Origin of the sequence: Moorena sp. SIO3E8 (assembly GCF_010692445.1) — a bacterium.
GTDB lineage: Bacteria > Cyanobacteriota > Cyanobacteriia > Cyanobacteriales > Coleofasciculaceae > Moorena > Moorena bouillonii.
Window position 1 is genome coordinate 1 of sequence record NZ_JAAHHM010000029.1, and the last position, 21,125, is coordinate 21,125.

11 protein-coding genes and 2 pseudogenes are annotated in these 21,125 nt (G+C 42.2%); 12 read left to right on the forward strand and 1 reads right to left on the reverse strand.

Features of this window, described 5'->3' with window-relative positions:
* The first annotated feature begins 768 nt into the window (after positions 1–768).
* The 4 genes and pseudogenes from F6K46_RS15075 to F6K46_RS15090 all read left to right on the forward strand — a co-directional run bounded on the left by F6K46_RS15075 (position 769) and on the right by F6K46_RS15090 (position 4,866).
* Positions 769–2,346 (forward strand): mechanosensitive ion channel family protein, encoded by a 1,578-nt coding sequence (locus tag F6K46_RS15075; protein ID WP_293053865.1) that lies wholly within the window; start codon positions 769–771, stop codon positions 2,344–2,346.
* 774 nt (positions 2,347–3,120) lie between these two features.
* Positions 3,121–3,687: a nicotinate-nucleotide adenylyltransferase gene (locus F6K46_RS15080; RefSeq protein WP_293053868.1), complete on the forward strand. Its 567-nt coding sequence runs from the start codon at positions 3,121–3,123 to the stop codon at positions 3,685–3,687.
* 215 nt (positions 3,688–3,902) lie between these two features.
* Positions 3,903–4,478: pseudogene (locus tag F6K46_RS15085) on the forward strand (NUDIX hydrolase).
* A gap of 22 nt (positions 4,479–4,500) precedes the next feature.
* Positions 4,501–4,866 (forward strand): response regulator, encoded by a 366-nt coding sequence (locus F6K46_RS15090; RefSeq protein ID WP_008179375.1) that lies wholly within the window; start codon positions 4,501–4,503, stop codon positions 4,864–4,866.
* A gap of 254 nt (positions 4,867–5,120) precedes the next feature.
* Here the strand turns inward: F6K46_RS15090 and F6K46_RS15095 are convergent, their stop codons facing one another.
* Positions 5,121–5,303 carry a hypothetical protein gene (locus F6K46_RS15095; protein WP_293053873.1) on the reverse strand — a complete coding sequence of 61 codons (183 nt, stop codon included), beginning with the start codon at positions 5,301–5,303 and terminating at the stop codon, positions 5,121–5,123.
* A 455-nt stretch (positions 5,304–5,758) separates the two neighbouring features.
* Here F6K46_RS15095 and F6K46_RS15100 point away from each other — a divergent pair, with 455 nt between their 5' ends.
* From F6K46_RS15100 to F6K46_RS15135, 8 genes and pseudogenes are all read left to right on the forward strand, one after another.
* Entirely contained in the window at positions 5,759–7,639 is a 1,881-nt protein-coding gene (locus F6K46_RS15100; RefSeq protein ID WP_293054012.1) for an NAD+ synthase, read from the forward strand.
* Between the two features lie 911 nt (positions 7,640–8,550).
* On the forward strand, positions 8,551–9,735 hold the full coding sequence (locus tag F6K46_RS15105) for an ATP-binding protein (protein WP_293117133.1): 1,185 nt from the start codon (positions 8,551–8,553) through the stop codon (positions 9,733–9,735).
* Between the two features lie 1,164 nt (positions 9,736–10,899).
* Positions 10,900–12,714 (forward strand): annotated as a pseudogene (locus tag F6K46_RS15110) (EAL domain-containing protein).
* 263 nt (positions 12,715–12,977) lie between these two features.
* On the forward strand, positions 12,978–13,793 hold the full coding sequence (locus F6K46_RS15115) for a hypothetical protein (RefSeq protein WP_293053879.1): 816 nt from the start codon (positions 12,978–12,980) through the stop codon (positions 13,791–13,793).
* 96 nt (positions 13,794–13,889) lie between these two features.
* Entirely contained in the window at positions 13,890–17,102 is a 3,213-nt protein-coding gene (locus tag F6K46_RS15120; RefSeq protein ID WP_293053881.1) for a hypothetical protein, read from the forward strand.
* Positions 17,103–17,287: 185 nt separating this feature from the next.
* Positions 17,288–18,277, forward strand: coding sequence for a hypothetical protein (locus tag F6K46_RS15125; protein ID WP_293053884.1), 990 nt, complete (start codon positions 17,288–17,290; stop codon positions 18,275–18,277).
* The gene (locus F6K46_RS15130) at positions 18,262–19,215 is read left to right on the forward strand and encodes a MoxR family ATPase (protein WP_293053887.1); all 954 of its coding nucleotides are present in this window, start codon (positions 18,262–18,264) and stop codon (positions 19,213–19,215) included. The genes F6K46_RS15125 and F6K46_RS15130 overlap by 16 nt, the downstream gene beginning before the upstream one ends.
* Positions 19,212–21,068: a hypothetical protein gene (locus F6K46_RS15135; RefSeq protein ID WP_293053890.1), complete on the forward strand. Its 1,857-nt coding sequence runs from the start codon at positions 19,212–19,214 to the stop codon at positions 21,066–21,068. Before F6K46_RS15130 ends, F6K46_RS15135 begins: the two co-directional genes overlap by 4 nt.
* The last annotated feature ends 57 nt before the right edge of the window (positions 21,069–21,125 follow it).

The following is a 21,125-nucleotide window of genomic DNA, read 5'->3' on the forward strand; positions in this document are numbered from 1 at the left end:
TCAACGATGTCAATCTTTCAAGCTCACTAAGAAATTATTTGAATTATTTATTGAATATCGATTATTTACTATGCCTAATTTAGGCACTTATGAGGCTTTCTCTATTATCATTTAGGAGTAGTATAGCGGTTCTGATATTAATGAGGTAGACATAATTTTTTCCCTATTCCCTATTCCCTATTCCCTATTCCCTATTCCCTATTCCCTATTCCCTATTCCCTATTCCCTATTTTCTGTAATAGAGCCATAGCAATTGCTTTAGGTAAGATCCTCAGGGATATCACCGGCACTTCCGTGCTATAAATTCAATAAACTAATAGGTGGGAACTATTCATCTATCAGCTTCTCAGCCGTCAGCTTTGGAAGGGTTAACTTCTGTTGCTCTCATCTGAATGTTCGCTTTTCCAGGTTTAGATACTTGTTTAATTCTTTCATTAAATAAAACAATACACCATTAAACCTTTTAAGCAAAGCTTATGAAGCATAAGTAACAACAGGGATTAATTATGAAATAAATGTTAAATAGTTAAATAAACTCAAGTGATGATCTGAGCTCAAGTTGTGATCAAATGGCGCAGATCGACCTAGAGGTCTCCTGTCCATGGAACACTGTCAAGAAAAACCTTTTGAAACCTTCATCAACTTCTGGCTATGAGGCGGTGGATGAACCTTCCTGTAGTGGTATCAATTTAATTGTAGTTAAGAATATAATTTATATTTACTAAGTAAAGTATTGTATTATACTGAAAGGTTGAGCTAATTTGTTAAGTGAACAACATAATTATTATCTTGGCTGAAGTCAGCCTGGTCATCGTAGTTTTCTGTCTAGTCAACTGGCTGGTGGGTAGACTATTCAAGCAACTGATCAGAGTTGCTTGGTTCCAAAAGGTGAACAGCAATGCTAGAAACCTCCGCCAGAACCTCCAGGCGCTGATCGTTATCTGTTGTATAGTGCTATGCCTTCTAATTGTTGGTGGCAACGGTTGGCTGATCTATCGCGGGAAAGACCTCAAGGAATACACACTCCAGTTAGTGAGCAATATTCCCAAAGGATTCTGGATAACCCTTGGCACTGGGTTAGGCAAATGCATCTGCCTTCTGATGCTAGTTGCGTTCGCCATGAAACCCTTGCAGCGTTTGCTCAACTATGGCTGCGTTCGGGCAAAGAAACTAGAACAAATCACTGCTAGTGATGAAAGCATTGAGGATTTGTTCAGTTACTTAACCAAAATCCTTACCAGTGGACTCTGGCTGCTTTCCCTAATCTGGTGTACCCAGTTTCTGAAAGTGCCAGAATCCACAACTAAGTATCTGTACGTTCTTCTTAACATCTATCTGATTATTGGAATCGGGTTGCTCATTCTGAGATCCATCGTGGTCATTATCGATAGCATAGACAACCTGACTGTTCAATACTCTAGCCCTGATAATATCCTGCGATTCTATAGCAATCTCAGGCATCGGATTCCTTTCTTTAAGGGGTGCCTAGAATATATAATCTATGTTACCATGGCCACCCTGGTGGTTGAGCAAGTAGAGATAATTGCTAACTTAGCCACCTATGGATCGAAAGCTGTCAAAATTATCGGTATCATCTTCCTGAGTCGTGGCTTGATCGTGATCGCCAATTTGTTCCTCGAAGAAGCACTGCTTAGGTCCCCGAAGCTGACTGATGTGCAGCGAAAGAAGCGGTTAACGATTATTCCCATACTAGAGAGTTTACTGAAGTACTTGATTTACTTCGGTTCGGGTATATTGATCCTCGATACCATAGAAATTGACGCCACCCCAATCCTAGCGGGTGCTGGCATTGTGGGGCTAGCGGTCGGTCTTGGGGCGCAGAATCTCATTAACGATATGGTTAGTGGATTCTTTATTCTCTTTGAAAACTACTACCTGGTAGGTGACTATATCCAAACAGGGGAAGCCGAGGGGATTGTGGAGGCGATTGAACTGAGAACTACCCGTATTCGACACTTCAATGGTCAAATGCATATTATTCGGAACGGGGATATTGGCTCAATTACCAACTACTCCAAGGACTATATCTATGCTGTAGTGGAAGTTGGCATAGAATATGATGCTGACCTGGATCATGTGTACAGGGTGATCGAAAAGGTGGGACACCAGTTAAAAGAGAAGTATTCCGAGGTAATTGAACCGACCAAGGTGGATGGAATCGAGGACTTTGGGGATTTTGATCTGTCCATAAGAACCGTTACCAAAGTTAAACCTGGAAAGCACCGCCTGATTAAGCTAGTGCTTCGTAAAATGATCAAGGATTTCTTTGACCAGGAGGGCATTGAATTAAACTTTCAGGATCCGGTGTTTATTTTGAAACAATAGGGCCTAGGCAATGGAGGTGAGATCGCAGCAGTTGATTGGCCTTGGCCTTGGCCTATTGGCCACGCTACGCGAATGGGCCACGCGGGGCGCGTTTGGCCACGCTAAGCGAACGGGCGGTTGAAACTCCCACAGTTTGAGGGGCGTTGCACTTTTAGAGAGATGATTGGTGGTGGGATGGAACAGATGGAACAGCGGGAAGAGGGGTAAGTCAGCTGTCAGGCATCTATATCAGGCATATATCGGTCGCCTTTACATCTAATTGATTTATAAATTGAATCGTCAAGGGGAGAGGATTGTAGAGTATTTCCCCCTTACTCAAAAATAGACAAGTTAAATAGGCGACAGCTTAGTAGGGTGGGTTAATAACACACCCTACTCAAGGGAGTTACTAGGTAAGTCCTGATCAGTTGGAGTTCTGGGTAAATCCTATTTGATTTGCCGGATTTCTCAGGCTCTATCCATTGTACCAACTGTCATGCCTCCTAGTTTAAGGACTTTTGTCGATCAACTAGGGGGCTATCACCATTGGTATCAGGGCTGAAGCAAATAAGCTATATATAGCGTGTAGCAGTTGAAGCGTTCGCTCGATTGCGGGACGCGCGTCCATCGCATTCTGTTTCCTTTGAGTGTACCCTAAGCCGTGACGCGTTTTAATTTTATAATTCTGAAGCTAAAACCCAACCCTAGGCTTAGATCGCTTTTCACCCACTAGATGCATGTTTAGCAAACCTAATCTCAAACCCCTTTGAGCTTTTAACTAACTTTTAACTAACTATGGTCAATATTGCCCTGTTTGGTACCAGTGCAGATCCCCCAACTTGTGCTCATCAAGCCATTCTCCAGTGGCTATCCCATCACTATGACCAAGTGGTGGTTTGGGCCTCAGATAATCCATTCAAGTCTCATCAGACCACCCTCGAACAACGTTCCCACATGCTCAAGTTACTGATTGAGGAGATTGACCCGTATCAAAATCCGATCCGTGTCAGCCCCGACTTGAGTAGCCCGAGAACCTTGGAAACCATAGCACTAGTAAAACAGCACTGGGGATTACAGGCAAACTTGACTCTGGTGATTGGTACTGATTTAGTCCGTCAGATGCCCCGTTGGTATCAAATTGAACAATTGTTAAAACAAGTACAGTTGCTGGTGATACCTCGTTCAGGATATGGAGTAGATCAGGCTAGTTTAGAAAAGTTGAAGCATCTAGGAGCACAATTAGCGATCGCTAATATTACGGTACCATCAGTTTCCTCTACAGCGTATCGTGAGAATGGTGATACAACAGCACTGACTCCTCTGGTTAAGGACTATATCCATCAAGAGCAGTTGTACCAATGACCCAAAGCAGCAATATAAAGGTCAAACTACCAGCTCTAGCCAACGTCCAGGTCGGGGCCGGTCATGTGATTTTTTCCGTCGATACCCAACAAAGCCGCCTTTTGGTACTCCAAGAGGAAGCCTTCCTTGGTAAATGGAGTTTACCAGGAACCTTGGTGTGGCACGGAGAATCATTAGACCATGCTGCCGATTGGCCAAAAGGCCACGCTACGCGAATGGCCACGCTACGCGATTGGATTTGGGCAGAGAAAATTCGAGTTAACAACGTGAACCTAGAGCAACTGTACACTTTCGGAGAACTAGGTCGTTATCAACCAAAATTGGTTAGAGTCGAGGTTACCTATAACCACCACTACGCCATGGGTTACCTATCCGTCAGTTACTTTGCCCTAGTGCGACTAGAAGAAGCTAAATTCAACACAGATGATGTCAGTGGTATTGCCTGGTATTCCATCGAGCATGTGCCGCAGGTCCCCTTTGACCATAATCCAATTTTGGACTATGGTTATCGGCATTTGCGCAACAAATTGGCAAACAATCCTGTCTCCTTTGAGGTGTTCCGAGATGTATTTACCCTAAATAATATCTATACTATTTATCAACTGTACACTACATTTTTTTGGAAAAATATCTCGGATTATTATAATTTTAGCCGTCGTCTTTTAAAGCTATTATTCCTGGGTGACACTAGTTGATAATTGTCTCAGGGAGCAGGTGATCCCTGATTTTTTTACCGCTTTGATGCGCAGGCATATGCTCGTTTAAAGGATAAACCGTTGGTATTTATGTAGCAATGAAAAAACATCTGTAATTGTGGTTCAGAAAATCCTATTCATTGAGGATGACGATTTTAATCGAGAAGTTATCACTGAATACCTTCAGTTGCAAGGGTATGACGTTTGCGCTTTACCCCATGGGTTAACCATTAAACGAGACCTCGCCGACTTTCAACCTGACTTGATTCTGCTGGATCTCAAATTACCAGAAGTTGATGGCTTTACCTTGATCGAAAAACTCAAGAAATCCCAATGGGCAACAATCCCTATAGTTATCCTTTCTGCCTACTCCTTCCCAGCAGACAAAAAGCGAGCTCTAAGACTAGGAGCTCGTCGTTATCTAGTCAAACCAGCGCTTCTCAGAGAAATAGAACAAGCCATAGAGGAAGAAATAACCAATTGATATCCAGTCAGCTTTTTTTGTCATTTGTCTTCAGAGCCACAAGGTTGAGCCGCCTGCCAAACACTCTTGTGGTATACAATACCGATTTTACCAGATATCATAGGAGTTTGAAGTCTTAGGCAGGACTTACGCAAAACTAGGTGACAAACTCGTTTAAGTAGTAGGCTTCGTTAAGAACACACCCTACAAATAGGGTTGTTCCGTAAGTTTTGTTAGGGAAATCATTGACATTAATGTGATCATCAGTCATGGAATTAGTTTTTTTGATTCTGCTGTAGGATAAATTCCTCAACGATTTCGCTCAGGTTCTCTATAGAGCGTCCCATCTTAGCAATTTTTGCTTCTGTCTGAGACAGTCCGAGAACTGCATTTTGAAGTTGGTTGGCTAGACTTTGAATCTCTTCTCGATAACGGTTTGCGAATTCTTCTACGTTCATGATTTATTTCTGATTACTTGAATCTACACTATCAAGGATTAGGTTTGCGTTAGGGTTTACGTTTACGTTTGCGTTTATGTTTACTTTTGTTATTAATTTATAATTAATTTATAATTGCCGATCATAAAAATAATATATTAATAACAATGAAATTATCGTAATGAGACCCATAGCTGATTCTAAAAATTAGAAATTGTTAAAATTTATTTGTGTCCATAAATTAATCAAATCCATCAGCCGCAAGCTTTGGAGTTGATTTACTAACTTGTTCAAAAAATAAAACTAGTCAATCAATACAAAAAATAATAATCATGAACCCGTTACTTTTTATAGAAAAACAAAAAAACACAAAACGATATCAACTGTATATTTTCGCATTTAATTACTAACCAAAGCCAGATTACTAAAGATTGTGTGAAGTAGATGGCATAAACTATAAAAAACAAGCAAAAATGATGAAGATTGCGATCGCTCAACTCAACCCCACCATTGGTGATATTACAGGCAACGCTCAACAGATTCTTGAAGTAGCCAACACTGCTGCGAGTCAGGATGTGCGTCTGTTGCTGACACCAGAATTATCCTTGTGTGGCTATCCACCACGAGATTTGCTGCTAAATCCCAAGTTTCGAGAATCGATGACTACACAAGTGCAACAACTAGCTCAGCAGCTACCATTGTCTCTAGCTGTTTTGGTCGGCACAGTAACACGGAATACCAAAGCAGAGCTTGCTGGTGGCAAACCTTTATATAACAGCATTGCTCTACTAGAGGGGGGAAAAGTACAGCAGATTTTTCACAAGCGACTCTTGCCCACCTATGATGTTTTCGATGAAAACCGCTACTTTGAACCAGGACGGGAGAGTAATTCCTTCACCATTGATGACCAGCCATTAGCAATCACAACTGAGAATGCCCACTCCCCAATTAAAATCGGTGTTACCATTTGCGAAGACTTGTGGAACGATGAAGAGTTTTGGGGCAAACGCAGCTATCAAGTCAATCCGATCACAGATTTAGTTCAACAGGGTGTAGACCTAGTGGTAAACTTGTCCGCCTCACCCTATAGCGCAGGTAAACAGAAAACTCGGGAAGCAATGTTGCGCCATAGCGCTAGCCGTTACCATACACCTATCCTCTACGCCAATCAGCTAGGAGGCAATGATGACCTGATATTTGATGGGTGTAGTGTAGCATTTAATCAGGCTGGTGAGATGCTATGTCGCGCCCGTGCCTTTGAAACAGACTTAGTCATTGTGGAATATGACCGAGAAACACAGGATCTCGTCACCCCACCAGAAACAACTATACAGTCTCCACCATCGGCAGCAATAGCACCAGCCCCAGCCAGCCTAGACGAAGAAATTTGGTCAGCCTTAGTCCTAGGAGTCCGGGATTACACCCGTAAGTGTGGTTTTAAAAAAGTCGTAATTGGTTTGAGTGGTGGGATTGATTCTGCTCTTGTGGCTGCTATTGCCACCGCCGCCTTAGGACCAGACAATGTTTTGGGGATTCTGATGCCTTCTCCGTACAGTTCTGACCACTCCGTCAAAGATGCTCTCTCTTTAGCACAAAACCTAGGTATTAAGACTCATACCCTAGCCATTGGTTCCTTGATGGAAGGGTTTGACCAAACCTTAGCCTCTCTATTTGCTGGGACAGAGTTCGGTGTGGCTGAAGAGAATATTCAATCCCGAATTCGGGGCAGCTTACTGATGGCGATCGCTAATAAATTTGGCTATCTCCTGCTCTCTACTGGCAACAAGTCAGAGATGGCAGTGGGTTACTGTACCCTCTATGGTGATATGAATGGTGGATTAGCTGTAATTGCCGATGTTCCCAAAACCCGGGTCTACTCCCTATGTCGGTGGCTAAATTCTAGGGCAGAGCAGTCCCAGGTTAATCAGAAGTTGCAGGTTAGTACGCTCAATGTTGAACCTTCAGACTCCTCTTCTAAGCTTCAAGCTGATCAGCTTCAACCGGCTAACCTAACCGACTCGAACGCCAAAGGGGAACAACTTTTAAGCCAAACAGAAATTATTCCTTCTAACATTCTAATCAAGCCCCCTAGCGCTGAATTAAAACCTGGTCAAGTAGACCAAGATTCCTTGCCATCCTACGATATCCTAGATGATATTCTGGAGCGACTGATCCACCAGCACCAAGCCCCGGAGCAAATTATTGATGCAGGTCATCAGCCCGAAGTGGTTAACAAAATCATCCGACTAGTCGCTCGTGTTGAATTTAAGCGCCGACAAGCCCCGCCAGGCTTAAAGGTTACTGACCGCGCCTTTGGTACTGGCTGGCGGATGCCAATTGCTAGTCGTTGGCTATAGCATTAGTCATTAATCATTAGTCATTAATCATTAGTCATTAGTCTTTGGGAATTAGTTATTGCTAAAGACCAGAAAACTTCTTGTTGACGACAATGGAGGAATAACTGGACTAATAACTAATGACTATCTAGCCAGGGAAGTCTTGTTCAAGAAATCCATACTAGTATAGCAGTATCGTCATCCAGTAAGTGGGACGGTAAAAATAAACGTAATAGTTTGGTTGTTGACTGTTCACAGTCTATAGGGTTTTCAGGTGAGATGTGAAACTAGGATTGATTGAAAAAGGGTACAGGAATCTCTCCTAACCTTAATAAGGGGGGTAGGTAACAGTAGGAAAGAGCTCCAAGTATTTTTTGCTTTTATGACAAATCAGCATTGAATTTCATGATTTATTTGGAAATACTATATGACCTTTACTGTCAGCAGTGAACAGTCAATTATTAACAAAAAACCTAGTCATTTTGAGCCAAACGGTAAGCCTTTAGGGATCAGCTCCTCAGTAGTAAGCTAAAATCTACCCACACTTAGGTATTTGGGTCTGGATGCGAGTACCTGATGCTAGTACATAAGTATTCGGGCGAGAATGTTCTTTCTTAAAGGTTGATTGATTCAAGATTACTTGTAGCTAAGGGCTGATTAGGAATGGCTGAATTCTGTTCGCGTAGCGTGCGCGAATGCGCATATGCTGAATGCTGACAGGGTATTAATTTGCTGATTAATTTACTGGCGCAGTTGGTTAAAATTCTGGTGAAAGGGTAAGAGGGAGGGGGAAAACTAAAAATTTCCCTCTATCTTGACTAGTTAAATTTAAATTTTTCGCCATTTTGGAATGAATTTGTTTGATCACAATCGCTATAATTTCACCACTTCCTACTGCTAGATTGTTGAAATTTGTGCTACACTTTTACCCGATGTATTTGAACCTAGACGCAGCAATTAATAGGGATCCTCTGATTGTATCTCCCGAAACTCTAGTAACAGAGGCAATTGCCCACATGATCCAGTTGGACTCTAGTTACGTACTCGTCCAGTCCCAACTGTCATTAGTAGGCATTTTTACTGAGCGAGATTTGCTAAAGGTCATAGTCGAAGGGATTGGGCTTTCTGGACTAGCGATCGCTAACGTGATGACCACAGAGTTAATTACACTACCAGCCACTGAAGTCGAGAATGTGGAGAATATAGTCAAGCTACTGTCTCGATTGCGGCAACATCGGATTCGCCATCTACCAGTTGTAGAGAATAGTGGACGACCGACAGGTATCATTACACAAAATAGTTTGCTGCAAGTGCTAGAACCAGCAACAATGTTGGCTACGAATGAACAGCTGCTAGACGGAGTTAATCAGCCCACTGCTCAACTAGAAGCCACAAATCACGAACTAGAAGCATTTGCCTATTCAGTATCCCACGAGTTAAGCGCTCCACTACGAAGGATTAAGAATTTTATTAAGGTTCTATCAAAGGACTATCATCACCAGTTGGATCTTAAAGCACAACACTATCTCCAACGTATATCTGCTAACAGTCAGCATATGTGGAAACTCATTGACGATTTGCTAGAGCTTTCCAGAGTTAGCGGTGACCCGATGCACTACCAGCAGGTTGATTTGAGCAAGATGGTTGCCGAAATTAGGTTAGAACTCACACAAACCCAACCTGAACGGAGCTTGGAATGGGTCATTGCCAAAGGAATTCAGGCCTATGGAGATAGTAGGTTGCTCCGGATTGTTTTACAGAATCTACTCCACAACGCCTGGAAATACACATCCCATCATCCCCAAGCCAGGATTGAATTTGGAGTTTGCCCATTGTCCGCTCCTCAGACAGAGGGGCAAGAGCAAACCAGTGATCAAGCGATCGCCTATTTTGTCCGGGATGATGGAGCTGGCTTTGATATGGCTGATGCTGACAGATTATTTATCCGTTTTGTACGCTTGCACACCGAAGCCGAGTTTCCTGGCAATGGCATTGGACTCGCTACTGTAAACCGTATTATTCACCGACATAGTGGCAAAGTTTGGGCTAAAAGTGCAATTGAACAAGGAGCAACGTTTTATTTTACCCTTCCACCCTTCACAAATTATTCGCTATAATAACACCATTGCTTTGTCTCCTCCACACCTGAAAACTATTGCAATCACTACTGATATAATGATTAGCAATAGTTAAATTACAATTGATGATATCTGTGCAAACATAAAAATGGCAAAATGGCAGCCATGTGTTTCATTTTTATGATAATACAGGCTTTAAGATGGCTAAGGTAATTACGGCGCTTAGGCAATTTAAGCTGTTAGGAATTAAATTTAAATAAATCGCAGCTTGTTTGACCCAATGCTTGGTGCGGGGCATGAAAACAAGTTAGGGGATGCACACCCCTGGTCTACTTTGTTTGTGATTAGGAGGTGGTATAACTAGTGCAATACGAGACAAAGAAAATAGTATTATCTGGATTCTTGTCTGGGAACATACCCAATGAAACTAATGGCCTCCTTGTTTTCTGGTGTGAACAAGCCAACAACCTGCTGTACAAGCAGGCTTGGTAGGCAGTAAGACAGACTTCTAAACGAAAATTGTCAGTATTACACTTACTTTGATGCTTATGACATGTACCGAGTTGGTCGAAAACACAAGAGTATTAAGGTTACCTATGGTCAACGTTGCAAAGATTTCAAGGATAATCCCCACTACAAACCACTAAATGTTTAGGAAGGTCAACAGGAGGTGCGACCCGTGGCGAATTTAATTCTTAATGCGGAAAGCGCACCTATACTAAAGTCGGTAGTTAAAACCTGCTTTTCTTATAACCAATTATAATCCCCTGTGCTTGACTCGGAGGATAGTTCAATTGTTTTCACTAGTTCTAGTCTAAGTTCGTGGTATTTGGAGACTTGAGGATAAGCCATTTATCGGTTGGGATTCAACCTAAAATTACCTGACATAAGCAACTATCATCAGAGTCAGGAGCTTCCAGTCAGGAGCTTCCAGTCAGAATCATTGATTTTGCAGGAATTTTTCAAATAAATTGGCTTGGGAATCTACTAATTGTTCTTGAACCTCTCACTAACCTTGCTAAATTATTGTCCTGATTTCTGAATTATGTATCATGTCTAATCATCAAATTTTGCCCATTGAGTACATCAAAATTAGGTAAACTAAAGCTAGTTATATTTATAGTATTATGATATTACTTATCTCCTAATACACAATCTTTCTAATCAAGTAGAAACTTATTGATGAATAGATAGGATAAATCTATGAATAAACCACTGCGAGTTTTGATTGTCGAAGACTCAGAAGATGATGCTGAGTTACTGGTGGTTGAACTAAAAAATGGTGGCTACGAAGCAATTTATCAACGAGTGGAAGCACCAGGAGCAATGAACGAAGCCCTGGATAATAAAGGGTGGGATCTTGTGATTGCGGATTACTTCATGCCTAAGTTTAGCGCCATTGGTGCCTTACTCCTCTTACAAAAAAAAGGGTTAGACTTACCATTTATTATCGTCTCCGGCTCGATTAAGGAAAATATGGCAATCGCTGCTATGAAAGCGGGAGCCCATGACTATTTCCTTAAACACCAGTTAGCACGATTAGTTCCGGCGGTGGAGCGGGAGTTAAGAGAAGCAAAGGTGCGCAAAAATTACCGGAAGGCAATCAAGAGGTTAGAAGACCTGACGTTTTATGACGAATTGACCGGTTTGCCTAATCGGACATTGTTTTTATACTACCTGCGCCAGTGGTTTAAGCCAGTACAACCAACTCACAATCGCAAATGTCTACCGATGGCATACCCGATTCTACCAACTCTTTGCTGGGATGAACCAATTGTTGGAAACACTCAGAAGGATAATCAGAAGGATAATGTATTTGCTGTGCTATCTCTGACTCTTAGTCGCTACGGAATTATCCAATATAGTCTAGGTGATCTACTCAGTGAACAACTCCTAGTTGCTACTGCTCAACGCTTACAGGAATGCATCGGTGATCAGGATATAGTGGCACGGATGGGAGAGAATAAATTTGCGATTTTGCTCTCGAATATCCAAGACTTAGCTCAGGTGGAAGAGAACGCTGAGCGTATCCATCAGGAGATTTCCATCCCATTTGAACTCAATGGGCGAGTCGTGTCTTCTAATTGCTACATTGGTATTGTCCTGAGTACCATGGGTTATAAGCAACCGAAAGATTTGCTGCGAGCGGCAGATACGGCGATGTATTATGCCAAATTAGAAGGTATTGGCTCCTCAGAGGTTTTTCATCCTAGTATGCAAGAGAGAGCTATTGAGCGACTACAGTTAGAAACCGACTTACAACAGGCAATTAAATACGAAACATTGCATCTGAATTATCAACCCATTGTGTCCCTGACAACGGGTAAAACTATTGGTTTTGAAGCCTTGGCGAGGTGGCAGCACCGCACTCGCATCAAGGTTAGTCCTAGTGAGTTTATTCCGGTAGCAGAAGAAACAGGACTAATTATCCCCCTTGGGGAATGGATTTTGCGGGAAGCCTGCAAACAGTTAAGCTTTTGGCAAGACCAGTTTCCTGATTATTCTTCTTTGAGTATCAGTGTCAATCTGTCTGGTATTCAACTCAAGCAACCTCAGCTGATTGAGCAGATTGACCAAATCTGCACCATGTTAGAATTGAGTGGGGCTAACTTGAAGCTGGAAATTACTGAGAGTGTGTTGGTGGATAATGCCTCAGTTGCTACCACTATCTTACAGAAACTCAAAGACAGAAATATACAGTTGTGTATCGATGATTTTGGCACCGGATACTCATCTTTTCCCTATCTTGATTTGCCGATAGATATTCTTAAAATTGATCGTTCTTTTATTAGCAAAAAAAAACCAAATTGCAAAAATTTGCATACGGTATAAGCGATTGTAAATCTAGCTAAAAAACGAAAAATTAAGGTAATTGCTGAGGGGATAGAAACCCAAGAACAAAAGGATATTTTGCAATATTTAGGATGTGACTATGGACAAGGATTCTTGTTTGATGAAGCCCTTACTCCGGAAATGGTGACCAATTTGATGTTAACCAAGCCAGATAGGTTTTGGTAATCGCTATAGTAGGAATTAAGACAAGCAAAAGGGTATCCCCCCTTATCTCTGGGAAGATCAGGGGGCAAGCTTGCATGTAAAAGAGGCTAAACATGAAACCTGACTTGGAAAACAGATCCTACACTGCAAGAGCTGACCATAGACTAGGTGATTCAGTCTTGAGCACGTCTTACCACTTAGGAAAATGGGCGTTGCTGAATCAAGTAATGAATAGGAGTAGAGTGGGCATCCTGCCCGCGCGAAATAAGCATGAAACTGGCAAGATGCCAGTTCCACCAAGATGCCCATTCTACCTCACTCTTAAATTCATTCCATTATTCAGCAACGCCGGAAAATGCACTCAAGACAATGGACTGAGCACTCAAAACTCAGCACTGAGTTTGCTTAAACGTTTACTAATTGCCACAACGGTGCTGTTGGCTGTTGTCCCTACGACGACTAGTTGCACTCTACTGGAACGTCAGCCTCGGTCAAACTCTACCTTGGTCTACAAAGGACCAGTTACCCAGGAGGTGAAAGCTGGTTCATTGATACCAGGGACTGATATTCGGTACATCAGTAGGACGGGGGATAAAACTGCTGAAGTGTTGATCAATGGACAGCGTGCATTCAAGCGCAGTGGTGACTCTCTAGACTGGACTGGAATTCCCCTGAGGGGAGTCGAAATGGGTCTCAACCAGCGGGTATTAGTTTATACTGAGGAACGCCTACAGGCTGGTGGTACTGTTCGTCTAACGGTAGATGGGGTATCTTCTAAACCTGGTTGGGTACCGCAGGTACCGGACAAAACAAACCCCAGTCTAGTGGTTTACAAGGTTCCAGTGTTATACCGAGTCAAGCAGGGAGAAACAATTCCTGGAACCACTTTGAGTTATACCGGCAAAACCGAAAAAGGTGCGCAGTTGGGTGGATTACCGACCGGAGAGTCTCCGTACCGCCAAGGGGGTGACTCGATTAGTTGGCAAGGGCAATTACGCCCCAGAGTTTATCTCGATTTAGTAGTACGTACTGCCTTCTATAACGAAGACCGTCTGAATGTGACTGGCTTTGCAACAGTTATCCTAGCAATCGGTGGTTGACGGTTGTTCGCCCTTGGCGTCCCTTTTTGGAGTTTGGATGTTACAGTTGACACTTAAGATGGCTACTTGAATGGCGGGAAGACCCTACATTGGTCGATGGACAAATCTAATGCGATCGCAACTGAAAATCAGCATTCCCTGAAAAAACTGGCGTCGGCAGTAGAAGCCTCTCAGGGACAGTTCAAGCTGATTTTAGCCCGCTGTAATTATATCAGGGTGCGTTTCCGTTTGGTAGCGCAATTACCAACACTCTGCTCGGTTGACATTAATACCCTAACCCTTAAGCCATCGGACAACCTGCTCTATGACACCATTCGGTCAATACTGGGAGAACAACGCCCTACTGCTGTGATGGTGTTGGGCTTAGAATCGGTGCAGAATCTAGCACAGATGCTGAGTGTTACTAATCAAGTGCTCGAAGAGTTTCAGAAAAATCTTCCTTTCCCCTTAGTGTTATGGATTACAGATGACGTTCAGCAGCAACTGATCCAGTTTGCTCCAGATTTCGAGAGTTTGGGGACACCGATAGAATTTGCGAACGCAACAGAAACCTTAATTACTGAACTCCAAGAGACTACCGATGCTATCTTTGACTATATTTTAAAATCGAATAGTATAGCATATTTTGTCCCTACTGATATAGGTATTCTAGGTCACCGGGAAATTGATGCTGCTCTAAAGGATTTACAGAATCGCGGTGAAACCCTTGAACCTGCTCTCAAAGCTAGTATAGAATTCCTTCGCGGTCAAGAGGCTTATGCTAACTATCAGTTGGGTAGTGCAGTAACTCACTATGAGCAGAGTTTGGCATTTTGGCAACCAGCTCAAACAGAGACTCAGAGATCGGGAGATCACGAGATCACGAAATCAGGAGATGGGGAGAGTGGGAATAATGTTTGTTCATCTAATTTCGATAATTTAGCAGATCTAGATAATTTAGCAGATTTAGATAATTTAGCAGATCTAAATAACTTAGAAAACGGCAATGATACTACGGTCAATGAGATGACCGTTTCTGATCAGCAATTCCTGGAGCGTCAGGGAATTGTCCTGTTTTACATTGGGTTGTGTTATTTCCAGCAAGGGGAAAAGTCTCGGGAACCAGAAAACTATCTCTATTGGAACGATGCTAGAGGATTATTCCAGCAGTGTCTTGATCGGTTTGAGCAGTTGAATCGTCATGATTTAGTCACGAAGTTTATCAATCAACTAGGTGAAGTGATGCAACGTCTAGAGGATTGGGATGATTTGTATCACTTGGCTCACAATGCCCTAGGGTTACAGCAACGCCAAATCCTATTAGGGGCGCAAGGTCTCGGACCACTAAAAGCCCAGGCTTACGGATTTTTAGCAGAAGTGGCTCTTAACCAATCTCGTTGGCAAGAGGCTAAGCAAAATGCTCAGAAAGCATTAAACACTATAGGGACAGTTTCCTCTGGTGTGGCACAAGAGGGCACAGAGGAAACAGAAGGCATAGAGGGCACAAAACCATCTCTTACAGCAAATTTCGCCCCCCTAGCCCCCCAACTTTGCGGTGCGACCCGTGGCGAATTTAATTCGCCTACGGAAAGCGCACCGGAGGGGGAAATTGAGTTAAAGTCCCCCAGAATTGGGGGATTTAGGGGGCTTGCAGCTAAAGGTAGTGAGGTCAATTCATCTGAAAACGCTTGTAACTCAGGAGTCAGCATTCAGGACAATGCACTCCAGACCATGCACTCACTTCAAACGAGTCTGTATCTACTACTGTTAGCTGAATCTGAGCAACGGCTGGGTCACCCTGAAGCGGCACTCCAACATCTAGAACAGGCAAGAGTTATTGCACCTGAGGATAATCCTCGGTTTTACAGTCGGATTTTGCAGGCATTACGTTCCCTTTATTTCCAGCAGGGGCAGTATCTCCAAGCTTTCCAACTTAAGCAATATCAACAATCCCTAGGGCAACAGTATGGTTGGGGAGGATTTATTGGTGCTGGTGGATTACAGCCACGACAACGGATCAGGTTGGTGGGGTTGCCAACAAATTTAATCGGAGCGCAACCCCTTGCACCCCTGGAGGAGGAAAATCGAGAAACTATAGCGCTAGAAATTGCAGCGTCTGGGCGACAGCAGGATGTCAATCGATTGCTTGAACGGATTGGAAGCAATGATTACAAGCTAATTGTGATTCATGGGGAATCGGGGGTGGGCAAGAGTTCTCTGGTTAATGGGGGATTAGTACCAGGGTTGCAACAGACTGTGATTGGTACAGAAGAGGTGTTGCCTGTAGTGATGGCAGTCTATACCAATTGGGTAGAAGAATTGGGACGCTTATTGGCAGAGGGATTAAACCGAATAAATATAGAGACATTGCATGGAACATCTCTACAAAGTCCAGATAGTATTATACAGCAATTGCAGCAAAATGAACAGCACAATTTGCGGACAGTACTGATTTTTGACCAGTTTGAAGACTTTTTCTTTGTTTACCGGGATAAAGCTGAGCGACGGCAATTTTTTGAATTCCTAGGAGAGTGTCTTACTAGTCCTTCAGTGAAGGTGATTCTGTCGATGCGGGAGGATTATCTCCATTATTTACTGGAATGCGAACGCGCACCATGGTCGGGTAGCGTTAATCCCATGGCCAGTATGGACATTATTGGCCATGACATATTGAGTAAGCATGTGCGCTATCCTCTAGGGAATTTTTCCCGAGATGATGCCAAGTCCGTGATTGAGCAAGTAACTAAACAATCGTCTTGTTACCTGGAACCAGCTTTGATTGAAGAATTGGTACAGGATTTAGCTGGGGAGTTCTCGGAAGTACGTCCCATGGAATTGCAGATAGTAGGAGCGCAATTGCAGGCGGAAAGTATTACTACCTTGGAACACTATTGGGAACGGGGTTCAAAGCAAGGATTGATGGCGCGGTATTTGACTGGAGTAGTGGAAGATTGTGGACCAGAAAATCAGCAGGTGGCGGAACTGGTGCTATATTTACTAACCGATGAAAAATGCAATCGTCCACTGAAGACCAAGGGTGAGTTAGCTAATCATTTAGGAACAGAAGCTGAAAAATTAGAGTTGGTGTTAAGGATTTTAGTAGAGTCGGGCTTAGTGGTTAAGGTACCGGAGCCTGTTGCTGACCGCTATCAATTGGTGCATGATGTTCTGGTTTATTATCTACGACAGCGAGCACTGAAGTTAGATGAGTTAATGACAAAAATAAAACAAGCTGATCAGGCTAAGCAGGTATTGGCAAACTCTAACCAAAAAGTAAGCCATCAGATTAGGATTGGGTCAGCAGTATTGAGCCTGACATGGGTTAGGTAAAAGGTGGATCTCATTCGCAACCCTTGATGCCTTTGGAAAAATATCCTCTAGTTTATTGGCCAGAAGCCTTAATTCCCGACTGTACCAGTTAAAATCAGGAGTAAGGTGGAAAACTACTATCTTAGACTAAATCTTGAGAGTGACCAATGCCCTCATTTAGACGCTGGGAGGAAGAACGAGAAGATTTGGAAGACATCTATCAAATTTTACGCGAAAAGTTGAAGAGGCTCAGGAAAAGCTACTATATTGAAATTGATACGGAAAAGGAATTTAAGCTTGATAATGATATTAAAAAATGTCAAGAAGAGATAAATAAAATAGAAGAAAAACTTGATGATTTAGAGGAGAAAATATCTAATTATAATAGACGAAATAATTCTCAGCCTATAAAGAAACCTCAAAACGTTGATACCTTATATAAAGTTTTGCTAAAGTTGGGGTATTGGCAGCAACAACAGCTATTTGAAAAAATTCTCAACACCCATCAAGAATCTCATGGTGCATTTCTCATTCATGGTAATTATCATAACTATGGTCAAGGATGGTTAGCGAATCGATTAGCATTTAAGGTTGCCCAAGACTTGGTATATAAAAAGATAGTTATTGATTTACACAGAAGATCATTAAGGACTGATATGTCCAGTATTTGGGAAGAATTTGCAGGTAGAATTAGTTTAGCAGAAGAAAGCTCTCCTGGTGAGATTGTGACTGGACTGTTAAAGTTATGGCAATCCCAGCATGTTTTGATCTGTTTTAACAATGTCGATGAATCTATTGAAGAAAATTTAAGAGATTTAATTGATAATTTATGGACTGGGCTAGTTCAAAGGATATCCCAACATCAACCAAGTCACTTTAAGTTGTTAATCTTTTTTCTAGATTATCAAGGAATGGTAAGGTCATGGAATATTGGTTTTGTCACTGATTACCAACCTGATTTGAAAACTAGACTTCCCTTTGAATTGCCAGAGATTATCCCCTTTTGTCGCGAAACCATTAGAACTTGGCTCGATCACCAAGAAGACCATTTACCAGAGAGTCTTTCCGATGATAAAGAGGAAACTGTTAAAATACTGTTGGCAAAGAAAGGCATTCCAGAGCCTACGTTTCGTAAAATTTGTGAGCTCTGCGGCTGTAATTGGTATGACCAGGAGGAAAAATGGTTTCGCCTGTAAATAAAAATTATCCTAAATACACCGGTCGAGTTCAACCCAAAACCCCTGGAGAAACCTATCAGGGCAAACTAATTTATCCCTATCTTCCTAGCAAAGAATTAATAGACGCAGTGAATTTAGGGATTTACTTAAAGCGTCCACTACTGCTAAGGGGTGAGCCTGGATGTGGTAAAACCAAATTAGCGATCGCAGTAGCCTATGAGTTAGGACTGCCTTTCGAGGCTTGGTATATCAAATCAACTAGCCGAGCCAAAGATGGACTCTATACTTATGATACGGTGGGCAGGTTGCGGGATGCTCAATTGGCGGCATCTGGTTCCTTGACACAGGCAGAAAAGCAACGATTTGATGACCCAACCTCCTATGTGCGTCTGGGACCATTGGGACGAGCCTTTAATAATGACAAACGTACGGTGGTCTTGATTGATGAAATTGATAAAGCTGATATTGATTTCCCCAATGACTTGCTTCTAGAACTTGAGGAACAAATTATTAAAGTTGAAGAAGTTAGAGTCGATGATAAAGAAATGGAAATCAGTGCCAAAGCGGCACCGATTGTCTTTATAACTAGTAATGATGAGAAGGATTTACCGGATGCTTTCCTACGCCGGTGTTTATTCCACTATGTTAAATTTCCTAAATTCGAGCAGATTGTGGATATTGTCAAAGCTAGATTTCCCGATATTGCCGATCAACTGACCGAAGAATCCGTTTCCCGATTTTTAGAATTGCGTGAATTAATGGAAGAGGAAACCGGAAGAGCTGGGAAAAAAGTAAGTACCAGTGAGTTATTGGATTGGATTCAGGCTCTAAAGCAAGATACTCTGGAAGAGGCATTACAAAAATTATCCCAAAAACCGCTTCCCTATTTAGAAGTGTTGCTAAAGAGTTGGGAAGCACATATTAGTTATCTCAGGCTAAGTGAGGATAGGGAATGAATGAGCCAGCACTGCTAGAGTTATTCAATCGTCTCCGAGAAGCAGGACTACCCTTAGGGTTAGAGGAATATCACCTGTTGCTCCAAGCAGTGGATCGTGGTTTCGGTAAGGATGACCGCAATGCCTTAGCTCAACTGTGTTCCACCCTTTGGGTTAAATCTGAACAGGAGCAACTTATCTTTCAAGAGTATTTTGACCAGTTAATCCCCGAAGATACTAGACAACACGTTTTACCAAGTACTACGAAAGCAAGTCGATATCAAGAAAGGATTGTAGATAACTCACGACTCGGTAATGCCAATACCAAAAATGGGAAACCTGTTCGAGGGATTCGATACATTATTTTGGGAGTTATTGCTGCCCTAGTAACAGCTATCGTTATTCCTTTTATTCCTTTACTACGGCCAAAACCACTGCCAGAAAATCCTGGAACCTTAAGCTTTAAGACTGATACCTTCTCTAACTCCCTTGCCATTATACAAGAGAATGACAAAAATCCCAAAATTCTAATTGCTCGTACTGGTGGCAGTAGAGGTGAGGTTAGTGCAACAATTATTATTGATGAAACAGATGATTATTATCTAGGAAAATCAGTTAAGTTTTGGGAATTATTGATAGATGAAGGCGACGATGATTGGATAAAAATAAGAGCCTCATTGAAGGACTTTCAAGAAACTTCTATCACTGTCACCTTCACTGATGGGAAATCTGGAGTTCAGGAAGTACCTATTCCTATATTAGATGACAAAAGTTACGAGGGTAATGAGCCAATTACTTTCCAATTGACTAACCCTCAAGGGCAAGTAAAAATTATTCCACAAGACATTGCTAATTTTACTATTAATGATACCGAAGATAAAGATAATAGTAATTTTGATAATCCCAAAGATCCTATGACTGATTATCCCAAAAAAGATAATACTGAAAAGCCTTTACATCCGCTTATTGCTATTATTTATTTAGTTATTTTTTTTGGGATTATAATGACAGGATGGCTGACTATACTAATGATTGTTGTCAAAAAAATAAGTCTGCGAAAAAAAATTAGAGCTTCTGATCAGGAAGATACTGAAGATCTGACAAATTTACCGATAGCTAAACTTTCCCCTCAAGTTATTCAGACCCTATTTGACGAAATACAAGTTGCCAAAGCAATCCAACAGCCTAACACTCAGCTGGGAGAGACTTTCCTGATTATAAATAACCATCTTCCTATTACCTATCGGCAAATGAAGCAGGGGTGGCGCTATCTGCGACATTTAATGGGAGAGGGGGTACCAACGGAACTAGACCTGGAAGCAACCATAGATCAAATTGGACAACAGGGTATTCTACTCAATCCGGTACTAAAGCCTTGTCGTATTAATAAGATAGAGCTTTTATTGCTGATCGATCAAGATGGCTCGATGGTGCCTTTTAATCACTTTTCACAAGCACTGGTCGATACAGCCTCAAGAGGTGGACGTTTTAATCAGGTCAGGGTTTACTATTTCCATAACTGTCCCAGTGACTATCTTTACCAAGATCCATACCACCTAGAAGCCGTACCAATTGAAGATTGTCTGTCACAACTGCCAAAAACACGAGTAGTTTGCTTAATATTTAGTGATGCCGGGGCTGCTCGTGGACAGTTTAGTTCTAGGCGTCGTCGTCGCACCAAATTTTTTCTGAAGGAGTTAAAACACTATGTACCTCCCATTGCTTGGCTTAATCCTTTTCCCAGTGACCGTTGGGAATCCACCACTGCTGAAGAAATTGCCAAGCTAGTTCCTATGTTTGAAGTTAATCGTCAGGGACTTTATCAAGCCATCGAGACATTGCGTGGACGGGATCAAAAATTAGGAAAATCGTAGGCGTTGCTGATTATGGGTATGGTTTCGCCCCCCTAGGGTGTGTCTTCTTGCCTCGGA

Bases quoted from the DNA above. Each gene is read 5' to 3' on its own strand.
- F6K46_RS15080 (WP_293053868.1), top strand. From the start codon at position 3,121: ATGGTCAATATTGCCCTGTTTGGTACCAGTGCAGATCCCCCAACTTGT.
- F6K46_RS15095 (WP_293053873.1), bottom strand. From the start codon at position 5,303: ATGAACGTAGAAGAATTCGCAAACCGTTATCGAGAAGAGATTCAAAGT.
- F6K46_RS15100 (WP_293054012.1), top strand. From the start codon at position 5,759: ATGAAGATTGCGATCGCTCAACTCAACCCCACCATTGGTGATATTACA.
- F6K46_RS15105 (WP_293117133.1), top strand. From the start codon at position 8,551: ATGTATTTGAACCTAGACGCAGCAATTAATAGGGATCCTCTGATTGTA.
- F6K46_RS15115 (WP_293053879.1), top strand. From the start codon at position 12,978: ATGCCAGTTCCACCAAGATGCCCATTCTACCTCACTCTTAAATTCATT.
- F6K46_RS15120 (WP_293053881.1), top strand. From the start codon at position 13,890: ATGGACAAATCTAATGCGATCGCAACTGAAAATCAGCATTCCCTGAAA.
- F6K46_RS15130 (WP_293053887.1), top strand. From the start codon at position 18,262: ATGGTTTCGCCTGTAAATAAAAATTATCCTAAATACACCGGTCGAGTT.
- F6K46_RS15135 (WP_293053890.1), top strand. From the start codon at position 19,212: ATGAATGAGCCAGCACTGCTAGAGTTATTCAATCGTCTCCGAGAAGCA.